18 protein-coding genes are annotated in these 25357 nt (G+C 69.4%); 3 read left to right on the forward strand and 15 right to left on the reverse strand.

The window, feature by feature from the left end; all coding sequences use genetic code 11:
* Nucleotides 1-174: 174 nt before the first annotated feature.
* From ACFY2Q_RS21035 to ACFY2Q_RS21065, 7 genes are all read right to left on the reverse strand, one after another.
* Nucleotides 175-1551: an RICIN domain-containing protein gene (locus ACFY2Q_RS21035; protein ID WP_387132670.1), complete on the reverse strand. Its 1377-nt coding sequence runs from the start codon at nucleotides 1549-1551 to the stop codon at nucleotides 175-177.
* 204 nt (nucleotides 1552-1755) lie between these two features.
* On the reverse strand, nucleotides 1756-4116 hold the full coding sequence (locus ACFY2Q_RS21040; protein ID WP_387132895.1) for an RICIN domain-containing protein: 2361 nt from the start codon (nucleotides 4114-4116) through the stop codon (nucleotides 1756-1758).
* Between the two features lie 79 nt (nucleotides 4117-4195).
* Nucleotides 4196-5077: a sugar phosphate isomerase/epimerase family protein gene (locus ACFY2Q_RS21045; RefSeq protein WP_387132672.1), complete on the reverse strand. Its 882-nt coding sequence runs from the start codon at nucleotides 5075-5077 to the stop codon at nucleotides 4196-4198.
* 6 nt (nucleotides 5078-5083) lie between these two features.
* Nucleotides 5084-6268 carry a substrate-binding domain-containing protein gene (locus ACFY2Q_RS21050; protein ID WP_387132674.1) on the reverse strand — a complete coding sequence of 395 codons (1185 nt, stop codon included), beginning with the start codon at nucleotides 6266-6268 and terminating at the stop codon, nucleotides 5084-5086.
* A 10-nt stretch (nucleotides 6269-6278) separates the two neighbouring features.
* The gene (locus ACFY2Q_RS21055) at nucleotides 6279-7253 is read right to left on the reverse strand and encodes an ABC transporter permease (RefSeq protein WP_387132677.1); all 975 of its coding nucleotides are present in this window, start codon (nucleotides 7251-7253) and stop codon (nucleotides 6279-6281) included.
* Nucleotides 7254-7255: 2 nt separating this feature from the next.
* Nucleotides 7256-8185, reverse strand: coding sequence for an ABC transporter permease (locus ACFY2Q_RS21060; RefSeq protein WP_387132678.1), 930 nt, complete (start codon nucleotides 8183-8185; stop codon nucleotides 7256-7258).
* Nucleotides 8186-8226: 41 nt separating this feature from the next.
* Nucleotides 8227-9738 carry a sugar ABC transporter ATP-binding protein gene (locus ACFY2Q_RS21065; RefSeq protein WP_387132680.1) on the reverse strand — a complete coding sequence of 504 codons (1512 nt, stop codon included), beginning with the start codon at nucleotides 9736-9738 and terminating at the stop codon, nucleotides 8227-8229.
* Between the two features lie 519 nt (nucleotides 9739-10257).
* Here ACFY2Q_RS21065 and ACFY2Q_RS21070 point away from each other — a divergent pair.
* On the forward strand, nucleotides 10258-13806 hold the full coding sequence (locus ACFY2Q_RS21070; RefSeq protein ID WP_387132682.1) for a ThuA domain-containing protein: 3549 nt from the start codon (nucleotides 10258-10260) through the stop codon (nucleotides 13804-13806).
* Between the two features lie 59 nt (nucleotides 13807-13865).
* Here the strand turns inward: ACFY2Q_RS21070 and ACFY2Q_RS21075 are convergent, their stop codons facing one another.
* The 8 genes from ACFY2Q_RS21075 to ACFY2Q_RS21110 form a co-directional block, all read right to left on the reverse strand.
* Nucleotides 13866-14840 carry an aldo/keto reductase gene (locus ACFY2Q_RS21075; RefSeq protein WP_387132684.1) on the reverse strand — a complete coding sequence of 325 codons (975 nt, stop codon included), beginning with the start codon at nucleotides 14838-14840 and terminating at the stop codon, nucleotides 13866-13868.
* On the reverse strand, nucleotides 14837-15715 hold the full coding sequence (locus ACFY2Q_RS21080) for an amidohydrolase family protein (protein ID WP_387132685.1): 879 nt from the start codon (nucleotides 15713-15715) through the stop codon (nucleotides 14837-14839). Before ACFY2Q_RS21080 ends, ACFY2Q_RS21075 begins: the two co-directional genes overlap by 4 nt.
* On the reverse strand, nucleotides 15712-16473 hold the full coding sequence (locus ACFY2Q_RS21085; protein ID WP_387132686.1) for an SDR family oxidoreductase: 762 nt from the start codon (nucleotides 16471-16473) through the stop codon (nucleotides 15712-15714). Before ACFY2Q_RS21085 ends, ACFY2Q_RS21080 begins: the two co-directional genes overlap by 4 nt.
* Nucleotides 16470-17498: a zinc-binding dehydrogenase gene (locus ACFY2Q_RS21090; protein WP_387132687.1), complete on the reverse strand. Its 1029-nt coding sequence runs from the start codon at nucleotides 17496-17498 to the stop codon at nucleotides 16470-16472. The genes ACFY2Q_RS21085 and ACFY2Q_RS21090 overlap by 4 nt, the downstream gene beginning before the upstream one ends.
* A gap of 275 nt (nucleotides 17499-17773) precedes the next feature.
* Nucleotides 17774-19003, reverse strand: a complete 1230-nt coding sequence (locus tag ACFY2Q_RS21095) for a mandelate racemase/muconate lactonizing enzyme family protein (protein ID WP_387132690.1) — start codon at nucleotides 19001-19003, stop codon at nucleotides 17774-17776.
* A 1-nt stretch (nucleotide 19004) separates the two neighbouring features.
* Nucleotides 19005-19832, reverse strand: a complete 828-nt coding sequence (locus ACFY2Q_RS21100) for a carbohydrate ABC transporter permease (RefSeq protein ID WP_387132691.1) — start codon at nucleotides 19830-19832, stop codon at nucleotides 19005-19007.
* Entirely contained in the window at nucleotides 19832-20809 is a 978-nt protein-coding gene (locus tag ACFY2Q_RS21105; protein ID WP_387132694.1) for a carbohydrate ABC transporter permease, read from the reverse strand. The genes ACFY2Q_RS21100 and ACFY2Q_RS21105 overlap by 1 nt, the downstream gene beginning before the upstream one ends.
* Nucleotides 20810-20813: 4 nt before the next feature.
* A complete protein-coding gene (locus tag ACFY2Q_RS21110; protein ID WP_387132697.1) occupies nucleotides 20814-22082 on the reverse strand; it encodes an ABC transporter substrate-binding protein in 1269 nt (422 codons plus the stop codon).
* Nucleotides 22083-22230: 148 nt separating this feature from the next.
* Between ACFY2Q_RS21110 and ACFY2Q_RS21115 the strand changes: the two genes are divergently transcribed.
* Nucleotides 22231-23001, forward strand: a complete 771-nt coding sequence (locus ACFY2Q_RS21115) for a FadR/GntR family transcriptional regulator (protein ID WP_387132699.1) — start codon at nucleotides 22231-22233, stop codon at nucleotides 22999-23001.
* Nucleotides 23002-23422: 421 nt separating this feature from the next.
* Entirely contained in the window at nucleotides 23423-25216 is a 1794-nt protein-coding gene (locus ACFY2Q_RS21120; RefSeq protein ID WP_387132701.1) for a family 43 glycosylhydrolase, read from the forward strand.
* The last annotated feature ends 141 nt before the right edge of the window (nucleotides 25217-25357 follow it).

Below are 25357 nucleotides of genomic sequence, written 5' to 3' on the forward strand. Positions count from 1 at the left end.
TTCGGTGATGTCGTCCACCACGGACGGATGCCGAACCAGGCGGACGGGCCTTGCTGTTAGCGTTAACAGAAGCGCAGGTCATGTTACGGAGACGTTTCCACGAATTCAACTACTTCCATGCGTGATCCGATGGGACGGCCGACGGCGGGGCCGCCGACCGCCCACCCGCTCATCTCACGAGAACTGCGCGAAGAACCGCCACACCTCGCCCTTGGTCCAGGTGCTGATGCCGCTCTCGGCGTACGTGCCGTCCACCGGCCCCGGCATGTGGCCGTTGTCGAAGGCGGCCCACTGCACCGGGTAGCCGGCCCGGCAACCCGAGTAGGCGGTGGTGACGTGCGTCCGACTGCCGGCTGCCGGCTCACGCGGGCTCTGCGCGGCGCAGCCGTTGTTGCGCACGAACGTGTCCCGCAACGAGCGACCGGCCGAGATGTTGAGCACCGAGTCGCTGATGCCGTGCAGTCCGAAGTACGCGATCGGCTGCGTTCCACCACTGCACCCGCTGAGCTGGGCGCCGCTGAAGACCGCGACAGCCCGGAACACGTTCGCCCGCGCACAGGCGAGCGCGTAGCTCATGCCACCGCCATAGCTGAAGCCGAGCGCGAAACGCTGCGTCGGGTTGACGCAGAGGTCACCCTCGATCAGCCGGATCATGTCGTCGACGAATGTGATGTCCTCACCACCGGAGTTGGCCCAGCCGTTGCCGAGGCCCTGCGGTGCGACAAGGATCGCGCTGTTGTTCGACTGCTCCTGCTGCCCGTAGTAGGACCACGGGGTGCCGCTTGTGCCACCCGAGTTGACCTCGCCGGCGGTGCCGCCCCGCCAGTGGAACGCGAACATCAACCGGTAGCGGTTGCTGTTGTTGTAGTTGGCGGGGACCCGCAGGATGAAGCTGCGACTCTTGCCGTTGCTCTGGATCGTGTGCGTGCCGCTGGACAACGTGGGGTTCTTGCCGCAACCGCCGCCCGTGCCGCTGTCGCCGGACACCTTGACCAACTGCCACTGCTGGTTGGCGCCGTTGAAATCCGAGTACTGCACGACGTTGGCGCCGTCGGCGGTCGAGGCGCCCTGCACCTCCACGACCTTGCCACTGAGTCGGCTGACCAGCCGTACGTTGCCGGCGTCCGAGTCGGCCAGCCGGAACTGCTGGTTCGTCGCGTTGTTGTCGGTCCACTGCACGACCGCCGCCCCGTCGGCTGTCGACCGGTTACTGACATCGAGGACCTTGCCCGAGTGCCGGGACTTCAACCGGTAGAAGCCCTCACCGGAGTCCACGAACTGCCACTGCTGGTTGGCGCCGTTGTTGCGCGTCCACTGGGTCGTCCGCGCGCCGTCGTTGGTGGCCAGGCCGTACACGTCGAGCGCCTTGCCGCTGTTGCGGTTGACCAGGACGTACCAGGCGTTGGTGTCCACGGTCGCCGCCGAGGCCGGCGCCGGGTTGGCCGCGACGAGCGCGCCGGCGGCGAGCAGGGCCGCCGCCGCGGCGGCCAGGCCGGACCGCCAGCGGCGTCGGGGTTGCGGGGTGGGACGAGCCGCACCGTTTGCTCTCATGATTCACTCCCTGGATAGGGCCACGCGTGCGGTGCGCCACGTTGACGCGGCCGGCCCACATTCACGGCCACGCGTTAGCGCTAACACGCCTACTGACAAATGACGTGCATCAATTTCCTTGCGTGGACCGTGCCGACCGACGGTCCACGGCGTACGGGTGTGCCCCGGCCGACCACGAGCGACGGCCAGCCGGGGCGAGCCGGATCAGCTCCGCAGTTGCCACTGCTGGTTCGCGCCGCCGTTGCACGACCAGAGGATGAGCTTGGTGCCGTTCGCCGTCGCGGCGCCGTTCGCGTCCAGGCAGAGACCCGACTGCACGCCGGTGATCGTGCCGTTGGCGTTGATGTTCCACTGCTGGTTGGCCTGGCCGTTGCAGTCCCAGATCACCACAGTGGTCCCGTTGCTGGTCCCCTGCCCGGAGGCGTCCAGGCACTTGGTGCCGTACACCATCAGTTGCCGGCTGGCGGTGGCCGTCCACCGTTGGTTGGTGGCCCCGACGCAGTCCCACAGTTGGGCCTGCGTGCCGTTTGTCGTACTGGAGCCGCCGATCTCGGCGCAGCGCCCGGACTGGACGCCCACGATCTGCGTGTTCTGCGGGTTGGTGCCGCCGCCGCTCTGGACGCCGGCACTGTTGATCACCGCCTGGGCACCCGACGGCCAGTTGCCGTTGGCGACCGTGACGTTGCCGGAGACGACGTTGCCCCGATCACCGTTTGTCACGTTCGTGCTGTTGTTCGTCGACCAGTTGTTGGTGACGGTGAAGTTGCCCATGTTCTCCGCGTACCAGTAGTTGGCCGTGGCCCAGGTGCCGGTGGAGGAGAACACGTTGTTGCGGGCCGTGTAGTAGCGCGAGCCCTCGTCGAAGTAGAGGCCGAACCAGCCGTTGGTGCGCAGGCAGTAGTTCTCGTTGATGGTGCCGCCCTGGTTCGCCGAGAGCGTGTAGATGCACCCGCCGTCGGTCATCTGCTGCATGACGTCGTGCACGTAGTTGCCGATGACCTGGTTGTTGGAGGCGGTGGTGGCCGTCGTGTACCGCGGTTGGTAGTTGTAGAGGCCACGGTTGGCGTAGTGCTGGCTGCCGCCCGCATCGTTGGCGCCCCAGCCGTAGCCGACCGACAAGCCGGTGTACGGCATGTTGTAGACCTCGTTGTGCGAGATCAGAGCCGTGTTCACGTAGGTGGTCAGGATCGACACGACGCCCCGGTATTCCAGGCCGAGATCGTGCACCCGGTTGTTGCTGACGGTGATGTTCCGGTTGACCATCCGCTGGTCGCTCGGGTGGTGGGCGTCGGCGCGTACGCCACCGACCACGATGCCGCCGGCCGAGTTGCGAGCGATCTCCGAGCGGGTGATCGTGATGTTGCTGGCGCCCAGGCCGACGCCGCTGGCGTGGGCGTTGGCGTCGTTGCCGATGCCGATCGCCGTCTGCCCCAGGTTGACGAACTGGGAGTCGCTGAAGGTGATGGTGTTGGCGGCGGAGACCTGCACGGCGGCGGGCATCTGGTTCCAGTTGGGCCGGGTGGCCTCGAACTGGGGGCAGCCCGCCTGGCAGGAGGTGAGCGCGTCCGACGGGCGAGCCCAGGTGCCGGTGATGTGCGCGCCGGTCTGCTGGTCGGCGAAGCCGTTGCTGCTGCTGGGGCCGAGCCAGCTGGTGCCGGTGAAGGTGATCCCGCTGAACGAGATGTGGTGCGCGGGCGCGTCGTAGGTGCCGCCGACGTTCACCAGGGACTGCAACTGCGGCAGCTCCACGGCGACGCTGCTCATGTTCTGCCCGGCCAGGGGGATGTAGTTGAGCTGGCCGCTGCTCGGGTTGAGATACCACTCCCCCGGTGAGTCGAGGAACTCGTACGCGTTGGTGAGGTAGAACGGGCCGGCGCGGTGCGGGCTGGACAGGGTGTCGAACCCGAAGGTGTTGTTGTTCCACGCGGGCTGCTGCATGGTCAGGAAGTTGCCGCTGATGCTCTGCACCGGCGAGTACCTGTCGGTGAACGAGCCGACGCTCTCCACCTCGACCCGGCTCTGGTTGCCGAGATTGTTGAGATAGTTGAGCGCGCTGTTGCTGAACCGCATGCCGCTTGTGGTGAACGTGAAGTCGGACCTGTTCACCGCGGTACGCGCCCGCGTCGCGACGACCCCGTTGACGTAGAGCTGACGACTGTCGAGCCCCGTACCGACGTTTGCTCGCCAGATGTTCTTCCCGGAGTCGACGAGCGACCACCCGGTGACCGCCCGGGCACCGGTGATCGTCGGGCGCGCGGAGGCGGCCGCCCGCCAGATCACCTGGTAGCCGTTGTTGCCGGAGTCGGCGGCTGTCAACCGCAGCGGCGACGAGAGCCGGTACGCACCGTCGGCCAACTCCACGACGATGTCGCCGGTCATCGCGGTGTTGCGGCTGCGCACCGCGGTCTGCGCGGCGGTCAGCGAGCACGGTTGGCTGGCGGAGCAGGTGGTGCCGGCGCCGGAGGGGGACGCGTAAAGGGTGGTGGTGGCCGCGAGGGCCGGGGACGCCGAGGCGGTCACCGCGACCAGGGCTGTCAACGCTGTCGCGGCGGCGCCGGCGAGCATTCGGCGCAGTGGTGGACTCGATGAGACGGACACGGGACGGTCTCCTGACACGAGGGGGTGTGGGGGTGGCGGATTCGCCTCAACCGGGCGGGGTCGGGGCACGGTGGGGCTCGCCGAGGATCTCCCGGAGATAGCGCAGGCCGTCGGTGGCGAGACGGTCCTGCGAGGGTGCCAGCGGACGCCAGATCGACGCGGCGGTCGCGATTGTCTCGTTGTCCGCCGTGAACGACTCGATGCAGACCGGGCCGCGATATCCGGTGGCCCGCAGGACTGTGAAGAAGCGGGGCCAGTCGAAGTGGTCCGCGCCGGGGGCGCCGCGGTCGGTGCCGCTGACCTGGACGTGCTTGACGTACGGGCCGGCGACGGCGAGGGCGGCGTAGGGATCGGCCTCCTCGATGTTCATGTGGTACGTGTCGATCATGATGCCGACGTTCGGGGGCAGCCCGTCGATCAGCTCGATGGTCTGCTCGACGGTGTTGACGACACTCGTCTCGTAGCGGTTCAGCGCCTCCACACCGATGCTCACGCCCCACTCGCCGGCTCGCTCGGCCACCGGCGTCAGGGCACGCCGGAACTGGGCGTAGCACTCCGCGCGGGCCGCCGACGACATCCGCCAGGTGCGGCCGACGGCGGCGTACACCGGGCCGCCGACGCACGGCGCGCCGACGGCCGCCGCGCTCGCCACGCACCCCATGAGGTACGCCACTGTCGACTCGACGACGGCCGGCGCGGCGTTCACCAGATCCCGCCCGGGCGGGGTGACCGCGCAGACGCCGGCCGCGACGAGGCCGTGTGCCGCCAGCAGGTCCCGGGTGCGGGCCGGGTCCCAGTCGCCGGGCTGCTCGATCGGCAGCTCCACCGCGTCGAACCCGAACGAGGCGATCCGCGGGATCAGCTCGGCGAGGGCCGCGTCGTCGACAGGTGAGGCCCACACCCAGGGGTTGACGCCGACGGCGTACACCTGCCGCTACTTCCAGCGCTGCGGATAGCCGGGCAGGTCGGTGCAGCCGCACATCGCGTAGTGCAGCGGCGGCATGCTCGGGTCGAGATACCGGTCCAGGTTGTCCTGCGTGATCGTCGGCTGCGGCAGCTTCCACGGGTTGGAGACGGAGGTGCCGTCGAGGATGTTCAGCGCGGCGATGATCGGCGTACGCCACTGGTAGGTCGGGTAGGTCGGGGCGATCGCCGTGAGGTTCTTGTCCTTCCACAGCTTCAGGAAGTCGAGCTGGTCCTCACCGTTTATCGGCGGCACGGGTTTGCCCGCGTCCTGGAACGCCTCGACAGCCGCCACGGCTACCGCTCCGGCGTCCATCCAGACACCGTCGATCGTGCCGTACCGCTGGATGTAGTCGTTGACGATCTTCTTGGTCTTGGCGGGGTCGCCGTCGGTGAACTCGACGCCGACGACGTCGACCTTCGCCTTGTCGAACGCGACCTTCGCCGCCGACCAGCGGGTCTCCAGGACGTCGACACCGGGCAGGATCCTCAGGGCGAGGACCTTACCGCCGGGCTTCATCCGCTGGCTGACGAACGCGGCTCCGACGTGGCCGAACCCGTACCCGCCGATGGGGTTGATGAACGTCACCGGGCACTTCGTGTTGACACCTCGGTCGAAGACCACGACCGGCAGCCCCGCCTTACAGGCCGCCTCGACGGCAGGGGTGAGCGTGGCTGTGGTGTTCGGCGAAACGATCAGGGCATCGCAGTTCTTGCCGAGCAGGTCGTTGATGTCCGCGATCTGCTTCTGGTCCTTGCCCTCGGCGTCGACGTGCACGAACTCGCTGATCCGGCTCCGCTGCGCGTCGACCTCCGCCAGCATGGTCTTGAACCCGACCTGCCGCCAGGGGTTGTTCAACGCCGCGTTCGAGAAGCAGATCTTGTGTGGACCCTTGTTCTTGAACTTCGCGGTGTCCACCATCGTCGGGTTGAGCACCTGCTCCCACGGTTTGTCGGCGGGCCCGGCCGGGGCGACGTCGAGCAGCGCCAACTCGTTGTCGTAGTCGGCCTGCACGAAGAACTTCGACTGCTCCCCGGTGCCCGCCCCCGCAGCCGCGGAGGTGGTGGCCGACGGGGACGCGGTCGGCTCGTCGGTGGCGCAACCGGCGAGCACCAGCAGGCTCACGGCGGCCAACACGGTTATGGAACGCTTCATCAATTCCCCTTCATCTGGAGGAAGAACGGAGGGCCGAGACCGCCACGGCGAGCAGGATGATCGCGCCCTGGACGGTTGATCTGAGGGCGCCGGAGACGCCCGTGAAGTTCATGAGCGCGAAGAGCGTCTCGAGGGTCAGCGCGCCGAGCATGGCGCCGACGACCGAGCCGCGACCGCCGCCGAGCACGACCCCGCCGAGGACGACGGCGGTGATCGCGCCGAACTCCAGGCCGACACCGGCCTGGAACGACACCCCGCTGTACCCGCCGAGGAGGATCGCCGCGACCGCCGCCACGAGCCCGCTGAGGATGAACGCGATCGTCTTGGTGCGGCCGACCCGTACCCCGCTCAACTCCGCGGTGCGCGGGTTGTCGCCGACGGCGACAAGCGTGCGGCCGAAGTCGGAGCGCATCAGCAGCACGGCGACCACCGCCACCGCCACCAGGACGAGCAGGGCGTACGGGATGCGGCCGAGCAGCGGCACGTCCTCGATGGCCCGCCGGCCGAAGCGGCGGAAGTCCTCGGAGAGGCCGCCCTTCGGGGCGCCGTCGGACCACAGGTACACCGCGCCGACGAGGATCAGGAACATGCCGAGGGTGGTGATGAAAGACGGCACCCGCAGCACAGTGGTGACCAGACCGTTGACCAACCCGACGAGCGCGCCGCCGACGAGCAGCAGCACGACCACCGGCCAGGTGCGCGACGGCTCGCTGTCGATGAGCCGGGCGGCGACGACCACCTGCGCCGTGACCAGCGACCCCACGGAGAGGTCGAACTCCCCGCACACGATCACGAAGTACTGGCCGGCGGCGAGCAGGATGATCGGCGCGGAACGGCCGAGGAACGACATCAGCGACGGCGGGGCGAGGAAGTCGGGCTGCACGGCCGCGACGAGGATCAACAGCACCGCCAGGATCGCGGCGATCGGCACGACCCCGTCGGTGCGGATCCGCAGTGGCAGAGCGCGGCGCTCGGCGATCCGCATGGCTACGATCCCGCCTTTCGGAGAGCCCGTCGGGCGTAGACGGCTACCGCCGCGATGATGATCACGCCTCGGATCACCTGCTTGAAGAAGGCGTCGACCTCGAGCTGGTTGAAGATGGCGTCGATGCTGGCGAGCAGCAGCACACCGCCGACAGTGCCGAGGACACCACCGCGACCGCCGGCGAGGGCGGTGCCGCCGAGCACCACCGCGGCGATCGACTCCAGGTCGTAGAGGCCCTCGGTGCCGACCCGGGGCGCGCCGGAGCCGAGCCGGCTCGCGAGGTACACCCCGGCGAGGCCGGCGCAGAGCGAACACAGCACGTGGGCGGTGACGAGCACCCGGTCGTTGCGGACACCGGAGAGCCGGGCCACCTCCGGGTCGCCGCCCACGGCGACCAGGTGATGGCCGAAGCGGGTACGCGTCAACGCGAACCACGCCGCAGCCGTCACGGCGAGCAGCAGCAGGAACGACACCGGCACCGGCCCGACACGCTGGTAGCCGAGCGTCCGCACGAGGACAGGCGCGCTCTCGCCCGCCGGGCCGTCGTAGCCGTTGTCGAGGTAGCCCTTGAGCAGCAGCCCGACGCCGAGGGTCGCGATGAACGCGTTGATCCGCAGCTTGGTGACCAGCAGCCCGTTGAGCAGGCCGACGGCGGCACTTACCGTGAGCGCCAGCCCGATCGCCGGGAGCACCGCGCCGTCGCTGCCGCTCATCGCCTCCGCGCCGACGAGAGTGCTGAGGCTGATCACGTACGCCACCGAGAGGTCCAGCGAGCCGCCGAGGATGACAAGCGTCTGACCGACGGCGACGAGCCCGAGGCCGGCGGCGACGTGCAGCAGGCTCACCGTCGTCGACTGGTTGAAGAGTTGGCCGCCGTCGAGCAGGACGACCAACCAGCCGACCACGAGTGTGAGAGCCAGAGCCACGAACACGCCCGGGACGGGACGCCGGGCCGGCAGAAGGGACAGTGCACTCACTGGGCCGCCGCCCGTACGGTCCCGATCGCAACTGCCACCACGTCCTCCTCGGTCGAGGCGGCGGGCAGTTCCCCCGCGACGCGGCCGTCGCGCAGGACGATGATCCGGTCGCTCATGCCCAGCAGCTCGGGCAACTCCGACGAGATCATCAGGACCGCCGCGCCGTCGCGGGCGAGACTGCGCACGAGGTCGTGGATGGCCGACTTCGCGCCGACGTCGATGCCCCGGGTCGGCTCGTCGAAGAGCAGGATCCGTGGGTTGATCGCGAGCCAGCGGGCCAGGACGACCTTCTGCTGGTTGCCGCCGGAGAGAAACCGGATCTCCTGGTCGTCGCCGGCCGCGCGGACCTGGACGGCGTCGAGCAGCTCACGGACCCGGACGGCACGGGCGGCACGGCCGGACCGGGTCGCGAAGACGGCCCGGCTGGCGAGCAGCGCGTTGTCGAGCACCGACTGCCGGGCCACGATCCCCTCGCCCTTGCGGTCCTCGGTGACGTAGGCGATGCCCGCCCGCATCGCGGCGCGCGTCGACCGCAGCCGGACCGGCCTGCCGTCGAGCGTGACCTCGCCGGTCGTGAACGGGGACACGCCGAACAGCGCGCGGGCCAACGCCGACCGCCCGGAGCCCTGGAGGCCGCCGACACCGAGCACCTCACCGGCGCGCAACTCGAGGTTGACGCCCCGCAGCTTGCGGTTGCCCGCGTCGCGGACGGTGAGCCGGACCGGACCGACGTCGGCGGCGTCGGCCCGGTCCGGGTAATAGCTGGACAGCTCCCGCCCGACCATGTGCCGCACCAACTCGTCGGCGGTGGTGGTCGCGGTGTCCACAGTGGTCACCCGGCGGCCGTCCTTCAAAACCGTGATCCGGCTGGACAGGTCGAAGACCTCCGTGAGCCGGTGTGAGACGTACAGCAGGCCGATGCCGCGTTCCTGGAGGCGGCGTACCAGCCCGTAGAGCAGCGCGACCTCGTGGTCGGCAAGTGCCGCCGTCGGCTCGTCCATGATGAGCAGCCGCGCGTCCAGGGCGAGCGCCTTGGCGATCTCGACGACCTGTTGCTGCGCGACGCCGAGCCGCCCCACCCGGGCGTCGGCAGGCAGCGCCGTCTCCCCGATCGAGGCGAGCAGCCGGGTGGTGCGGTCGAGCATCGCCCGGCGGTCGACGAGCCCGCGGCGGACCGGCTCGTGCCCGAGGTAGACGTTCTCCGCGACCGTGCGTTCCGGCAGCAGGTTGAACTCCTGGTGGATGATGCCGACGCCGGCCCGCTGGGCGTCACGCGGCCCACGGAACGCGCGTGGTTCGCCGGCGAACTCGACGGTGCCCTCGTCCGGGGCGTACCCGCCCGAGACGATCTTCATGAGGGTCGACTTGCCGGCGCCGTTCTCACCCACGACGGCGTGCACCTCGCCCGGCGCGACGTCGAGGTCGACACCGTCGAGGACGCGGACCCCGAGGAAGGACTTGCCGATGCCCCGAAGGGCGAGCAGCGGTGCCGGACGCGCATCTGACATCCCGGGAGCCCTTCACAGATAGTAGTCATCAGCACGATCGGCGCACCGACTCGGCTGCCGTCCGCTGCACGGGTGACGCACTTTCGCAGCCTGTCGCGGATGCTTACGTTTTTATGGTGCAAACATTTCCTTGACATCGACGAAACATCACACGTATGAAGATAGATGTTTGGATGCGGGTGCGCAATCCTCGATCCGCGACCACAGCCAGGACCATCCCGCGCACATCGGCGGTGGCCGGCGGCGCGTGGACGCCAGGTGCGCTCACCCTCATCTCGGACAAGATCGGATGTTCATCGCTTTATTGACAGATGTCGATGTTTAGCTCATCCTGACGTCGACACCCGCAGGACGACACGCCGCCAACCTCACGCTGCGTGATGTTCTGCGGGCCTGACTGCCGTTTCGGCGGACGGCACGACGACCGACCAGCACTCGTGCCCCACGGTGTCCAGGCACAACCTGAGGCGCTGTCGGGCCGTGGTCGCACTCCCCTGCCCGCCCGACCTAGGAGACGGCATGCGCCGCAACACCCTGCTCATCGCCATGATCGCCGGCCTGTTACTGGCACTCGGCCTCGCACCCCCAGCGGCGGCGGCGCCTGCCTTCCGCGCCCTGCTGTTCACCAAGACCGCCGGTTACCGGCACGACTCGATCCCCGCCGGGATCAGCATGTTCCAGCAGCAGGCGGCGGCCAACAACTTCGAGCTGGTGCAGACCGAGGACGCGAGCGTCTTCACGCCCGCGAACCTGGCCACCTTCGACGTCGTCATCATGTTCCAGACCTCCGGCATGGTCTGGACGTCGGCGGCCCAGCGCCAGGCCATCGAGGGCTACCTCGCCAGCGGTAAGGGCATCGTCGGCGTCCACAACGCCACCGACATGGGCATCGAGGCCGAATACCCGTGGTGGGACCAGACCGTCAACGGCGGCGCCCACATGCCTGAGCACTCCCCCGGCGTGCTGCCCGGCACCGCCATCGTCGCCGACAAGCAGCACCCGTCGACGGCAGGCCTACCGGATCGCTGGAACCGCAGCGAGGAGTGGTACAACTTCGACACCAACCCGCGCGGCAACGTGCACGTCCTGGTGACCGCCGACGAGCGCACCTACAACCCGGGCTCCCGCGCGATGGGCCCGGACCACCCGATCTCCTGGTGCCGCAACGCCGGCGGCGGCCGGGTGTGGGCCACCGCGATGGGCCACGCCATCGACTCCTACAGCGAGACGAACTTCCGTAACCACGTCCTCGGTGGCGTGAAGTGGGCCGCCGGCAACGTGCCCGGCGACTGCGGTGGCACCGTCTGGGGCAACTTCGAGAAGCGCACCCTCGACGACAACACCGTCGACCCCATGGCGCTGGCCGTGGCACCGGACGGCCGTGTCATATACGTCCAGCGCGGCGGCCAGGTCAAGATCTTCAAGCCGTCCACGAACAGCACCGTGACCGCTGCCACGCTCAGTGTCTACACCGGAGGCGAGGACGGGCTGACCGGCATGGCGCTGGACCCCAACTTCGCCAGCAACGGGTACGTCTACCTGTACCACTCACCGGCGAGCAGCAGCACCGACGTCAACCGCGTCTCCCGCTACACGCTCACCGGCGACACGCTCAACCTGTCCAGCGAGGCCCGGATCATCGACATCCCCGCGTACCGTGACCGGACCTTCCCCGAGCCCGGCCACACCGGCGGGTACATCGACTTCGGCCCGGACGGCAACCTCTACATCGCCACCGGCGACGACACGCCGCCGAACCTCGACCCCAACTGGCAGGGCTACGCCCCGCTGGACTGGCGCTCGGGCAAGTCCAACCTCGACGCCGCCCGGTCCGCCGGCAACACCAACGACCTGCGCGGCAAGCTGCTGCGCGTCCGCCCGCAGGCCAGCGGCGGCTACACCATCCCCACGGGCAACCTCTACGCCCAGGGCACCGCGCAGACCAAGCCGGAAATCTACGCGATGGGCTTCCGCAACCCGTTCCGCTTCTCGATCGACCCGGCCAACGGCTGGGTCTACCTGGCCGACTACGGACCGGACCGCAACCCGCCCACCACCAACCGCGGCCCCGAGGGCCTTGTCGAGCTCAACGTGATCAAGGCGCCCGGCAACTACGGCTGGCCGTTCTGCCACGGCGACAACCAGCCGTACGCGCCGTTCAACCCGGACACCGGCGTCGTCGGCTCCAAGTTCAACTGCTCGGCGCCGGTCAACAACTCGCCGAACAACACGGGCCTGACCAGCCTGCGCCCGGTCGTCGCACCCAACATGTGGTACGGCTACGGCACCTCGCCGACGTTCCCGGAGCTCGGCTCGGGTGGCTCCGCGCCGATGGGTGGCCCGGTCTACCGCTACGACGCGGCGAACCCGTCGGCGACGAAGTTCCCGCCCTACTACGACGGCGTGCACTTCTTCTACGAGTGGTCGCGCAGCTACATCAAGGAGGTGCACTTCGACTCCGCCACGGCGGTGACCCGCACCAACCCGTTCCTGCCGACGGCGCGGTTCAACAAGCCGATGGACATGGAGTTCGGCAAGGACGGCTCGCTCTACCTGCTGGAGTGGGGCACCAACTTCGGCGGCGGCAACAGCGACTCCGGGCTCCACCGGATCGACTACATCCAGGGCGGCCGGTCGCCGATCGCCAAGGCCGTCGGCACGCCCACGAGTGGCAGCGCGCCGCTCACCGTCCAGTTCAGCAGCGCCGGCACGACCGACCCGGACCCGGGCAACACGCTGAGCTACCAGTGGACGTTCGGCGACGGCACCACCTCCACGGCGGCCAACCCGTCGAAGGTGTACACCACAAACGGCAACTACACGGCGCAGTTGAAGGTCACCGACAACACCGGTAAGACGGGCTTCGCCAACGTCCAGATCACCGTCGGCAACAGCGCTCCGGTCGTCACCATCACCACCCCGCCCAACGGAGGCATGCTCACCTTCGGTGACAAGGTGCCGTACCAGATCACCGTCACCGACCCGGACGGCGGAACTGTCGACTGCTCGAAGGTGGTCCTCAACCCGGCGCTCGGTCACGACGACCACGCCCACGAGACCACCGAGTATCCGGGTTGCTCGGGCACCATCTCCACCGACCTGCTCGGTGGGCACCCCGATGGCGCGAACCTGTTCTACGTGCTGAACGCCAGGTACACCGACAGCGGCGGCGCGGGCGGCGCGGCTCCGCTCACCGGCACCGCGCAGGTGATCCTCCAGCCCAAGCACAAGCAGGCTGAGTACTACAGCAGCCAGTCCGGCACCCGGGTCATCGAACAGTCCGGCGCGGAGAGCGGCAAGCGCGTCGGCGACATCTCCAACAACGACTGGGTCGCGTTCAACCCGATGAGCCTGTCGGGCATCACGAACGTCAGCTACCGGCTGTCGTCGCCGTCCGGTGGCGGCACGATCGAGCTGCGCGCCGGCTCACCGACCGGCACGCTGCTGGCCACGACGACGGTGCCCAGCACCGGTGGCTGGGACAACTACCAGTCCACCGCGCCGGTGAGCGTCGCCGCCCTCGGCGGGACGCAGACGCTCTACCTGGTGTTCAAGGGCAGCGGCAACAACTGGTTCGATCTCGACGCGTACACCTTCGGGGGTGCCGGTGTCGGCGTTCCCGGCAGCGGCACCGGCGTGGCGGGAAAGACCTGGACGCTCACCGCGCAGCACAGCGGCAAGCTGATGGACGTCAGCGGCGTCTCCACCGCCGACGGCGCCCAGATCACCCAGTGGGCGGCCACCGGCGGCAACAACCAGAAGTGGCAGGCAGTCGACGCCGGCAGCGGCGCCGTCTATCTGAAGGCGGTGCACAGCGGCAAGTGCCTCGACGTCGTCGGCGGGTCGACCGCACAGGGTGCTTTCCTGCAACAGAGCACCTGCACCAACGCCAACCAGCAGAAGTTCCTCGTCACGGCGACGACCACGACCGGTGTGTACACGGTCAAGAGCGTGCCGAGCGGGCTCTGCGTCGATGTCAACGGCGCGTCCACGGCGGACGGGGCACGGCTGCTGCAGTGGGGTTGCCACACCGCCACCAACCAGCAGTGGCGGTTCACAGCGGTATAACCGGCAGGCGCCGGCCACCCGATGATCGGGTGGCCGGCGCTCCGGTGTCAGCCGAGCGTCTACGTCCCGAGCAGCCCGGCCGCGCGCAACGCCGGCCAGAGCTCGTTCGGGACGTCGGCCTCGGCCCGGCGCAGGGTCTCGGCCACCTGGGCGGTGTCGCGCAGCCCGACGACAGTCGAGACCACGGCCGGGTGCTGGCGGACGTACGCCAGTGCCGCCTGCGGCAGGGTGACGCCGTAGGCCTCGCACACGTCGGCGATCCGCCGGGCGCGCATGATCAGCTCCGGTGGGGCCTGCTGGTAGTTGTAGACCGCGTCGGCAGGCGGCCGGTCCCGGGCCAGCAGCCCGGAGTTGTAGACACCCGCGACCACCACACCGACCCCGCGGGCCTGCGCGGCGGGCAGCAGGTCGGCAAGCGCGCCCTGCTCCAGCAGCGTGTACCGGCCGGCGCACATCATGACGTCGACATCGGTCTCCTCGACGAACCGGGCCAGCATCGCCGACTGGTTCATGCCTGCGCCGATCGCGCCGATGACGCCCTCGTCGCGCAGCCGGACCAGCGCCGGAACGGCCTCGGTCGCCGCCTGCTCCCAGTGCTCGTCCGGGTCGTGCAGGTAGACCACGTCGACGCGGTCCAAGCCGGTGCGCTCCAGGCTGGCCTCCAACGACCGGCGTACGCCGTCGCGGCTGAAGTCCCAGACCCGCCGGTGGTCGGCCGGCACGTCGAAGCCGTCGGTGTCCCGCTCATGTGCGGTCTCCGGCGACGGTACGAGCAGCCGCCCCACCTTCGTCGACACCACGTACTCGTCGCGGGGGCGGGAGCGCAGGGCGGCGCCGAGACGCCGCTCGGACAGCCCGAGCCCGTAGTGCGGCGCGGTGTCGAAGTATCGGATGCCCGCCGCCCACGCGGCGTCCACGGCGGCGGCGAACTCGTCGTCGGAGGTCCCCCGGTACAGGTTGCCGCCCTGGGCGGCGCCGAAGCCGAGGGCGGTGAGGTGGACCGCCGGCCGGCGTGGCAGCGCCCGGGAGGTCACGGCTCCCCCAGCCGGTAGGAGCGGCGGGCGGTGTCGCGCCAGATCGCCGCCCGCTCGATGTCGCCGAGCGGGTCGAGCAGTTCGGCGAGCACGTCGACCCACCTGGTGTACGAGCTGGCGAGCAGGCACACCGGCCAGTCGGAGCCGAACATGAGGCGGTCGGGGCCGAACGCGTCGAGGGCGTGGTCGACGGCGGGCCGTAGGTCAGCTGCCGACCAGGACGGTCCGTCCACCTCGGTCACCAGGCCGGAGAGCTTCGCGCTGACGTTCGGCTGGGCGGCCAGCGCCCGCAGGTCTCCGGGCCAGCCGCCGAGGCTCCGCCGTCCGAGCGCGGGTTTGCCGAGATGGTCGAGGACGAACGACACCTCGGGCAGGTCGCGGACGAGCCGGGTGGCCGCCGGGAGTTGGCGGTCGCGGACCAGCAGGTCGAAGGTGAGGTCGACGGCACCGACCGCCGCGATGCCCCGCCGGACGTCAGGCCTGTCGAGGTACGCGGGGTCGGGCTCGGACTGGACCAGATCGCGGATGCCGACCAGCCGTTGACCGCCGCGTGCGGCACGGAGCCGGTCGAGGCGCTCGTCGATGTCGTCGGCGGCGAGGTCCACCCAGCCGACGACGCCGCCGATGAGGGGGTCGTCGGCCGCGACGCCCAGCAGGTGTTCGGTCTCCGTCACGGAGGCGATGGACTGCACGACGACGGTCTCGGTGACGCCTGCGGCGCGGGCCACCGGGGCGAGGTCCGCCGCGGTGAAGTCGTTGTCGATCGCCGCCATTGTCTGCGGGTCGATCCACGGCTGCGGGTGCCGCGCGCGGATCCAGAGGTGGTGGTGGGCGTCGACGATGCCGGGCCGCCCGGCCGGTTGGGTCCGCGTCATCGGCCGAGCCAGCCGCCGTCGACGGGCAGGACGGTGCCGTGTACGTAGTCCGAGGCCGGGGACGCCAGGAAGACGGCGGCGCCGGCCAGGTCGTCGGCCCGTCCCCACCGCCCGGCCGGGATCCGGCCCAGGATGGCCTGGTTGCGGTCGGGGTCGTCGCGGAGCGCCTGGGTGTTGTCGGTGGCGACGTAGCCGGGTGCGATGGCGTTGACGTTCACTCCGCGTCCCGCCCATTCGTTGGCAAGCGCCCTGGTCAGACCGGCCAGGCCCGACTTGGCAGCGGTGTAGCTCGCCACGTTGACGCCGCCCTGGAAACTGAGCAACGAGGCAGTGAAAATGATCTTGCCGTGACCTCTGTCGACCATCTGTCGACCGATCTCCCGGCTCAACACGAACTGACTGGACAGGTTGACCTGCACCACCCGGTCCCACATCTCGTCGGGGTGCTCCACCGCGGGTGCCCGGGCGATCGTGCCACCGTTGTTGACAAGGATGTCCACCGGGCCGAGCGCGGCGACGTCCTCGACCAACCGGTAGACAGCCGCACGGTCACCCAGATCCGTGCGGAAGCCGGTGAACCGGCGACCGGCCGCCCGGACCCGCTGCTCCACAGCGCTGCCCTCGGGCTCCAACTGCGCCGACACCCCGATGATGTCCGCGCCGGCAAGCGCCAGGGCCTCCGCCATCGCCAGGCCGATGCCCCGCCGCGCGCCGGTCACCAGCGCGGTGCGCCCGGAAATGTCGAACAGCGCGCTCATCGGCCGTCCTCGCGCCAGTCAAGCAGCACCTTGAGGACGCCCCCGCCACCCTCCAGCGCCGTGAACGCGTCGGTGACACCTTCGACCGGCAGCACCCGGGAAATCAACTCCCGGGCCGGAACGACACCCTCCGCGACGAGCCGGATCGCCTCGGCGACATCCGCGCGCTGGTACAACCGCGCGCCGACCAACTCCAACTCGCGCCAGAAGAACCTGTGCAGGTTCACCGCGCGTGGCTGCGGGTGGATCGCCACGAGCACCAACCGGCCACGGGTCGTGAGCACGTCGACTGCCGTTCCGACCCCGCCCGCCGAGCCGGACACCTCGAACGCCACGTCTGCGCCCGCACCGCCGGTCCGTTCGTTCACCAACGCCACCACGTCGGTCGGCCCGGGGTCGACAGTCTCGATCCCGATCCTCGAGGCCACCGACCGGCGGAAACCGTCCGGTTCGACGAGCAGGACCTCCGCGCCGCGCGCCCGGGCCACGGCGGCGATGAGCACACCCACCGGGCCACCGCCCACCACCACTACCTGCTCGCCCGGCGCCACCCGACCCCGGCCGACGTCGTGCACGGCGACCGCCACCGGCTCGACGAGCGCCGCGTGGTCCAGCGGCAGATCGTCGGGGAGCGCGAACACCAGATCCGCCGGGACCGTCCACGACGACTGCATGGCGCCGGGCGAGTCGATGCCCAGGAAGTCCATGGCGTGACAGATGTGCGAGTCGCCCCGGCGGCACGCCGGGCACCGCCCGCAGGCGCGCGTCGGCATCACCGTGACGGCCTGCCCGACCGACAAGCCGGTCACACCGTCACCGATCGCGGCGATCCGGCCCGACATCTCGTGGCCGAGCACCGCCGACGCGCCCACCCGCGCGTCCATGTCGCCGTGGAAGATGTGCAGGTCCGTGCCGCAGATCCCGGTGTACGCCACATCGATGCGTACCTGCCCGGGACCTGGCGCCTGCGGGGCGCGATCCTCGATCGCGAGGTCGCGCGCCCCCCGGTAGACAACTGCCCTCATCGCTGCTCCGCCTCGACCTCGTTGGTGTCCGTCGGTCCGAACGGTCGTTGGTGCGCCGCCCCGCGGCGTACCCCCGGCCGTGGTTTCCCCGCCCCGCTCCGGGCGGCGATGGGGTGGCGCCGGGTGGCCACGGTCGGCGCGGCGAGCGGTCCGGTGCGGGCGCCAGCCGTCAGCGCGGCGGCGACCGCCGCCGATGTCCGTCTGGAGGCTACGAACGAGGGTGGCACTCGGATTCCTTTCGATGGGAGACGCGCTGCGGGTTCAGGGCCGCCGCGTCAGGGCCGAACGGATGCGGCGTCCTGGCGGACCGCCACGGAGTTGGTGAGCAGGGATTCGACCCGCAACTCCGGCATGGTGTGGTCGGCCTCCGCCAGCAGCCGGAGGCCTGCCCGCTCCGGGCGGACGTTCGGGCTGTCCGCGCTCGGGCTGCCCGGCCGGTGTCCGGCCGCCACGATCGCCGCCTCGTCGACCCGGACACCGAGACCGGGTGTGTCGCCGAGGACGAACGCACCGTCCTCGATGTGCAGATCGACGCGCAGGCCGATCGGTGGCCGCAGGTCCTGCAATTCGCTGACCAGGTGGTTGGGCACCGAGGTCGCGGCGTGCAGCAGGCCGACAGGGATGTTGCCGATGGGGCTGACCGGCAGGTCGTGGGCGTGCGCCAGGGCCGCCACCCGCAGGAAGTGGGTGACGCCCCAGACGGCGGCCATCTGCACGATGTCGACAGCGCCCGCGCTGATCAACGGCCGGTACTGCTCCAGCCCGGTGAGGTTCTCGCCGGTGGCGACGGCGGCCCGGACGCCCCGACCGACGGCGGCCAGGCCCTCGGCGTCCCACCGCCGGACCGGCTCCTCGATCCAGGCCAGGTCCAGTGTGCGCTCCAGCTCGCAGACGTGCCGCACGGCCTGCTTGCGCGACCACGCTTCGTTGACGTCGAGCATCAGGCCGGGCCGACGCCCGTGGCCCGCCTCGGTCAGCACGTCGCGTACCAGGGCGAGCCGCTGCCGGTCCCGCTCGACGTCGAGGCCGCCCTTGAGCTTGGCGGCGCGCAGGCCGTACCCCGCATAGGTCTCGTACTCCGCGACGAGTTCGTCGTCGCTCAGGGCGATGTCGAGACCCGAGGCGTACGCGGGGACGTGCCGGTCCCGGCCGCCGAGCAACCGCCACAGCGGCTCACCGGCGGCCTGCGCCTTGATGTCCCACAGTGCGGTGTCGAGCGCGCCGATGGTCCCAAACGCCAGGCCCGCGTGGCCGGCCTTGAAGGTCTGCCGGAGCATCCGGTCGTACAGGGTGGTCACCGCGCGGGGATCCTCCCCGTCGATGGCCTCGAAGATCGACTCGATCTCCACGTGCGGCCCCAGGCCGACGCCACTGATCCCCTCGTCGGTCTCGACGATGACGATCGACACCGTTGTGGTGCCGTGGGGAAGGACGCCATTGGCGTCGCCGACGGGCCGACCCCATTGCTGGACGGTCGTCAGGGTCCGATACCCGGTGATGCGCATGTCAGCCTTTCGTGGAACCAGCGGCGACGCCGTCGGCGATCTGGCGCTGAAGGAACAGGTAGACCGCCAGGACGGGAATCGCGGCGATGAGCACCCCGGAGGCGAACGTGGGGATGTCCTCGGAGTACTGCCCGCGCAGCGAGGTCACCCCGACCATCAGGGTGCGGTGGTCGGCCGACGGCATCATCAGCAGCGCGATGAGCACGTCGTTCCAGCAGAACAGGGTGTTGAGGATGCCTACCGAGAGCAGCGCCGGGGCACCCAGCGGCAGCATGATCCGGCGGTAGACGCCGTACACGGTGTTGCCGTCGATCCGGGCCGCGTCGACGATCTCCGTCGGGATTGTCTTGTAGTAGCTGGTCATCAAGAAGATCGTGAACGGCAGGAACTGCGCGACGTAGGCGAGGATCAGCCCCGGGTACGTGTCGACGAGACCGCTGTCGGCCATGATCCGGGCCAACGGCACCATGATCACTTGGAAGGGGACGAAGAGCGCCGCGAGGCAGCCGATGAACAACGCCGACGAGCCACGGAACCGCAGTTGGCTCAGCGCGAAACCGGCCATCGACCCGAACAGCAGCAGCAGGAACACCGAGCAGGCCACCACGAGCAGCGAGTTGGCGGTGTAGCGGGCCATGCCGACGCTGCTCCACGCCGTGGAGATGTTCTCCCAGCGCAGGGAGTCGGCGAGGGAGAAGCGGTCGAGAATGTACTCCCGCCGGGTCTTCATCGCGACGTTGGCGGTGAACAGCAGCGGGTAGATCGTCGCGAGGGCGAGGAGCCCCATCGGAATGACGAGCAACAAGCGGCCCAGTCGGACGCGGGACATCAGTCCACCCTCCCCGTTCGGCGGAGCAGTTTGAGTTGCAGCAACCCGACGACGAGCATGATGACGAAGAGCACCGTCGACGCTGCCGACGCCAGCGCCGGGCGGTTCATCTGGCCCTGCTGGATCCAGATGTAGTACTCCGGCAGGTACGTCGACCCCTCCGGGCCACCAGTCGTCATGACGTACAGCAGGCCGAACATGGAGGTCAGCATCCCGATCATCGTGGTCACGAAGACGAACTGGATGGTGCGGGTGAGGCTCGGGATGATCACGTGCCGGATGACCTGGGGCAGCGACGCGCCGTCGACCCGGGCGGCGTCCAGCAGCGCGGCGTCAAGCGTCGCGAAGCCGGCCAGGAACACCACAAGCGCCATCCCGAACGTCGCCCAGACGTGCACGCCGACGACTGCGAACATCGCGACGTCCGGGTCGCCGAGCCAGTCCACCGGGCCGATGCCGACGGCGCCGAGCACCGAGTTGACCGGGCCGTCGAAGGACAGCAACAGGTTGAAGATCGCGCCGACGATGACCGGGGACAGCACCGCCGGGAAGAAGTAGACGCTGCGATAGAACCGGTGCCCGGGTACGCGCAGGTAGATGAACGTGGCGATGATGCCCGGGATCGCCACCGCCACCGGCAGGAGCAGCACCAGCAACCCGACGTTGCGCAGCGCACCCCGGAACAGTGGGTCGTGGAACAGGTCGACGTAGTTGTCGAGGCCGACGGCAGCGCCGTCACGCTCGCCGTCGCCGGTGAAGGAGAAGTTGACGCCGAGCAGCAACGGCCACAGCCGCATCAGCACGAGGATCAGGACGGCCGGGGCGACAAGCACGAACGGCGCGAGGAGTTCGGTGCGGCGGCCCCCGCCGCCACGCCGGACAGCGGTACGAGCGCGGGGCGGCGGTGTGGGCTGCACCCCGCCGGCCCGCCCGGTCGAAACCGGACGGACCGACGGGAGCGACTTTCCGATCGACACGAGATCAGCTCGCCGCGTCGGATGCGGCCATCTGCTTCACGACCTCGTCGACGGTGATCGAGCCGCTCAGCAACTGCTGGGACAGCCGCCCCATCAGGTCGATCGTCTTGGACGAGAGCGCCACGTGCGGCGCGGGCTTGCCGGTCTTGAGCTCGGAGACGATCGTGGTCACGGCCGGCCCGCCCGCCGACACATCGATTGTCGTGTCGGCGGTGATCGCGCCGGCGTTGGCGTAGAACGCCTGCAGCGCGTCGGTGGAGGTCAGTGAGCGCACCAGGTCGGCGGCAACCTTCGGATCCTTGGTCCACTTGGCGACCGCGTAACCGATGCCACCGTCGTACGGCAGGCTCGGGGTGCTGCCCGCGGTCACCACGGGGGTCGTCATGACGCCGAGCTTTTCGGGCGTGACGAACTCGTTGAAGTCCTTCCAGTGCCCGATGTCGGACATCAGGCCGATGATGTGGGCGGCCTTACCGGACTGGAAGACGGCGAACGCGTCGTTGAACATCGCCGTGGAGTTCGCCCCGTCGTTGTTCAACCCCGCCGTGCCGGTCTCCTTCCACAGCTCGAAGATCCGCTTCACGTTCGGCGAGTTCCAGTCGCGCTTGCCGGCGATCCAGTTGTCGTACTCCTGGCCGGTGAGGACGCCCGACGCCAGGGCGGACAGGAAGAACTGGATGCCGATGCCCTCCTTGTTGCCGACGGCGAAGCACTTGGCACCCGTCGCCTTGGTGATGGTGCCGCAGTTGGCGAGGAACTCCGCCCAGGTCGTGGCCGGCTTCGCCGGGTCGAGGCCGGCCTTCTCGTAGAGCGCCTTGTTGTAGTAGATCGGGTGCCCCTGGAGGGTCACCGGCGCGGCGTAGGTCTTGCTGTCCTTGGCGAACGCGTCCCAGCCGGCCAGCCGCTGCCGGTCCTCGGCCACGTACTCGTCAAGCGGCAGGAGCGAGCCGACCCGGTCGCGGATCTGGCCACCGCCGTTGAACAGGATGACGTCCGGCCCCTTGCCGGCCTGGATGGCCGCGCCCAGCAGCGTGTAGTACTGGTCGAACGGCTGCGCGACGAACTCGACTTTGACGTCCTTGTGCTTCTTGGCGAAGTCGGCCTTGGCCTTCTCCACGTACGCGGCGGAGCTGGCCTCGCCGGACTTCCAGTCCCAGACGACCAGCTTGTCGGCCGACCCCGAGGATGACGAGCCCGATCCTGTCGCGCTGCCACAGCCCGTCAGGGCCAGCCCCGCAACGAGGACTGCGGCCCACACTGCTCGTTGCTTCATCGTTGCTCACCTTCATATGGAGAGTGGCCGCAGAACCGGCCGTCGATGCAAGAATGACCGAGAACGTAACTCGTATGACGTATCACGTCAACGTTTACCCGTACACTGGGGCGGAATCGTGGCTTCGGGCGGCCACGCGGAGGTGAACATGGCGGCATCGAAAGAGACGACCGTGAACGGGACGGCGACACGCACCTGGGCACGCCGACCAGCCAATCTGGCGCGGGCGATCACCGCCGAGTTGGTGAACCGGATCGTCCAGGGCGTGCACCCCTCGGGCACCCCGCTCCCCCCCGAGCCGGTGCTCTGCGAGACCTTCTCGGTGAGCCGGACCGTCATCCGGGAGGCGGTGAAGATCCTCCAGGAGAAGGGCCTCGTGCAGGTCCGCCAGGGCAGCGGCACGCTCGTCACCCCGCCGTCGTCGTGGGACATGCTCGACGAACTCGTCCTCGCGGCGACCATCGCCGAGGACGACAGCCTGGCGATTCTCGACGACCTGGTGGTCACCCGGCGGGTGCTCGAATCCGACATGGCGAATGTCGCCGCCCGGCTCGCCGACCAGGAGACCATCGACAGGCTGCGGGCCCTCGTCGACCGGATGGACGAACTCGTCGACGACCACCTCACCTACCAGGAGCACGACCGCGCCTTCCACGACACGGTCATGCAGGCATCCGGAAACCGGATCGCACGGGGTGTCGTCCGGTCGCTGGAGAGCCAGGTCGTCAACACCGCGCGGTACATGGGCCAGCCCGAGCGCGCTTTGTGCGTGGCATCCAACCAGGGGCACCGGCGCATCTACGAACGCATCGCCGCCCACGACCCCGACGGCGCCGCCCAGGCGATGTTCACCCACATCACCGAGGCCTGGCTCGTCCGTCGCAGCGGGCCGGGCAGCCCCACGCGCCTGCAACGCTGACGATCGGGCGGCCGGAGCAGCCCCGGCCGTGACCTGCGCGCTGGACTGCCGGGTCGGCTGAGATTCAGGGTCGTCCATGGCTTGTGAATGTTAGCGATAACAGACTACTCTCGGGCCGCAGAGGCGAAGGGCACGCTTCACCGCTCCACCCGACCCCGGGCCGATGGAGCCGCGCACGAGCAACGCCCCGCTGGCGGGTGTCCGGGCCTCTCCACAGGACGTTGAGCACCGCCGCCCGCCCCCGCGCGGGAGCCGCGGGCATCCGACAAGACCTCTGTGTGTCGATCCACGACACCGCCACGCGCCAAGTCGAGCACCGTCGGTGACGACAGGCCTCCGCGCGGTGCCGATGCCCCCTGCCCGCGGCCCGCCTCCACTCAATCGATCCGTCAGGTGAGCGTCCCATCCCTGGGAGGTACCGATGAAAACCACACCGCCGACGAGGACCCGACTCAGGCGCACGGGCGCCTGGCTGATGAGCCTGCTGCTCGTCTCGACGCTGCTGCCGGCCAGCACGGCGCGCGCGGACAACCCCATCGTCCAGCACATCTACACCGCCGACCCCGCCCCGCTTGTGCACGACGGACGCGTCTACCTCTACACGGGCCACGACGAGGACGGCTCCACGTACTTCACGATGAAGGACTGGCGGGTGTGGTCTTCCGCCGACATGGTCAACTGGACCGACCACGGCTCCCCGCTCAGTGTCAACACCTTCAGTTGGGCAAGCGCCAACGCGTGGGCCGGCCAGGTCATCGCCCGCAACGGGAAGTTCTACTGGTACGTCCCGGTGACCGCACGGGCCACCAACTCGATGGCCATCGGCGTGGCCGTGTCCGACAGCCCCACCGGGCCGTTCCGGGACGCCATCGGCCGGCCCCTTGTGGGCAACGGCGAGATCGACCCCACCGTCTTCGTCGACGACGACGGCCAGGCGTACCTGTACTGGGGAAACCCCAACCTGTGGTACGTGAAGCTGAACGCGGACATGATCTCGTACAGCGGTAGCGCCACCAAGATCCCGCTCACCACCGCCGGCTTCGGCGCCCGGTCCGGCAACGCGAGCCGGCCCACGCTGTACGAGGAAGGCCCGTGGGTCTACAAGCGCAACGGCGTCTACTACAACGTGTTCGCGGCGGAGTGCTGCTCGGAGTTCATCGGCTACTCGACAGCCACCGGCCCGACCGGCCCGTGGACGTACCGGGGGACGATCATGCCTCGGCAGGGTGGCAGCTTCACCAATCACGCGGGCGTCATCGACTTCAACGGCGGCTCGTACTTCTTCTACCACAACGGCGCGCTGCCCGGCGGCGGCGGTTACACCCGCTCGGTGGCCGTGGAGAAGTTCACCTACAACACCAACGGCACCATCCCGACGATCAATATGACCACGACTGGCGCACCGCAGATCGGCACGCTGAATCCCTACGTACGGCAGGAGGCCGAGACGATCACCTGGGGCTCCGGCATCGAGACGGAGCCGGCGAGCGAGGGCGGGATGAACGTCGGCTTCATCGAGAACGGCGACTACATCAAGGTCAAGGGTGTGGGCTTTGGCTCCGGTGCGACGTCGTTCAGCGCCCGGGTGGCCTCGGCGACCTCCGGCGGCACCATCGAACTGCGTCTCGGCAGCCCCACCGGCACGCGGGTGGGTAGCTGTGCCGTGCCGGGCACGGGCGGATGGCAGAACTGGCAGACCGTCTCCTGCGCGGTCAGCGGCGCCAGCGGCAACCAGGACCTGTATCTGCGGTTCACCGGGGGCAGCGGCAACCTGTTCAACGTCAACTGGTGGCAGTTCCAGAGCGGCGGCAACCCCACGCCGACACCGTCCCCGACAGCGATCCCCACGCCGACACCGATTCCCACGCCCACGCCCACTACGACGCCGACGCCGACGAGCCCGGGTGGGCAGTCCTGCGCCGCCACCCACACGGTGGTCAACAGCTGGCAGGGCGGCTTCGAGGGGCGGGTGACAGTCACCAACGCCGGGGCCAGCACGATCAACGGCTGGCGGGTCACGCTCACCCTCGCCTCGGGGCAGACCGTGGCGCAGAGCTGGAACGGCACCTTCACCCAACAGGGCAACCAGGCGACCCTGGCGAACGCCGCCTACAACGGTCAGCTCGCGGCGGGAGCGTCGACCACTGTGGGCTATCTCAGCGCGAGCACCGGTGGCAACCAACCGCCGAGCAACGTGACCTGCGCGCCGGCCTGACGTCCGCGGTGCCGGCCCGCCTCGTCGGGGCAACGACGAGACGGGCCCGCCCCCGTCGGCCACTCAGGCCCGGAAGCATCATATCTTTTCCATTCAGATTGCTCTATGGTTTCGTCATTGTGTCGGATGCATGACCGGTCT

Origin of the sequence: Micromonospora sp. NPDC000316 (assembly GCF_042898885.1) — a bacterium.
Taxonomy (GTDB): domain Bacteria; phylum Actinomycetota; class Actinomycetes; order Mycobacteriales; family Micromonosporaceae; genus Micromonospora.

Coding starts and splice junctions, on each gene's coding strand:
- ACFY2Q_RS21035 (WP_387132670.1), bottom strand. CDS start 1,551: ATGAGAGCAAACGGTGCGGCTCGTCCCACCCCGCAACCCCGACGCCGC.
- ACFY2Q_RS21040 (WP_387132895.1), bottom strand. CDS start 4,116: ATGCTCGCCGGCGCCGCCGCGACAGCGTTGACAGCCCTGGTCGCGGTG.
- ACFY2Q_RS21050 (WP_387132674.1), bottom strand. CDS start 6,268: ATGAAGCGTTCCATAACCGTGTTGGCCGCCGTGAGCCTGCTGGTGCTC.
- ACFY2Q_RS21055 (WP_387132677.1), bottom strand. CDS start 7,253: ATGCGGATCGCCGAGCGCCGCGCTCTGCCACTGCGGATCCGCACCGAC.
- ACFY2Q_RS21065 (WP_387132680.1), bottom strand. CDS start 9,738: ATGTCAGATGCGCGTCCGGCACCGCTGCTCGCCCTTCGGGGCATCGGC.
- ACFY2Q_RS21070 (WP_387132682.1), top strand. CDS start 10,258: ATGCGCCGCAACACCCTGCTCATCGCCATGATCGCCGGCCTGTTACTG.
- ACFY2Q_RS21080 (WP_387132685.1), bottom strand. CDS start 15,715: ATGACGCGGACCCAACCGGCCGGGCGGCCCGGCATCGTCGACGCCCAC.
- ACFY2Q_RS21085 (WP_387132686.1), bottom strand. CDS start 16,473: ATGAGCGCGCTGTTCGACATTTCCGGGCGCACCGCGCTGGTGACCGGC.
- ACFY2Q_RS21090 (WP_387132687.1), bottom strand. CDS start 17,498: ATGAGGGCAGTTGTCTACCGGGGGGCGCGCGACCTCGCGATCGAGGAT.
- ACFY2Q_RS21095 (WP_387132690.1), bottom strand. CDS start 19,003: ATGCGCATCACCGGGTATCGGACCCTGACGACCGTCCAGCAATGGGGT.
- ACFY2Q_RS21100 (WP_387132691.1), bottom strand. CDS start 19,832: ATGTCCCGCGTCCGACTGGGCCGCTTGTTGCTCGTCATTCCGATGGGG.
- ACFY2Q_RS21110 (WP_387132697.1), bottom strand. CDS start 22,082: ATGAAGCAACGAGCAGTGTGGGCCGCAGTCCTCGTTGCGGGGCTGGCC.
- ACFY2Q_RS21115 (WP_387132699.1), top strand. CDS start 22,231: ATGGCGGCATCGAAAGAGACGACCGTGAACGGGACGGCGACACGCACC.
- ACFY2Q_RS21120 (WP_387132701.1), top strand. CDS start 23,423: ATGAAAACCACACCGCCGACGAGGACCCGACTCAGGCGCACGGGCGCC.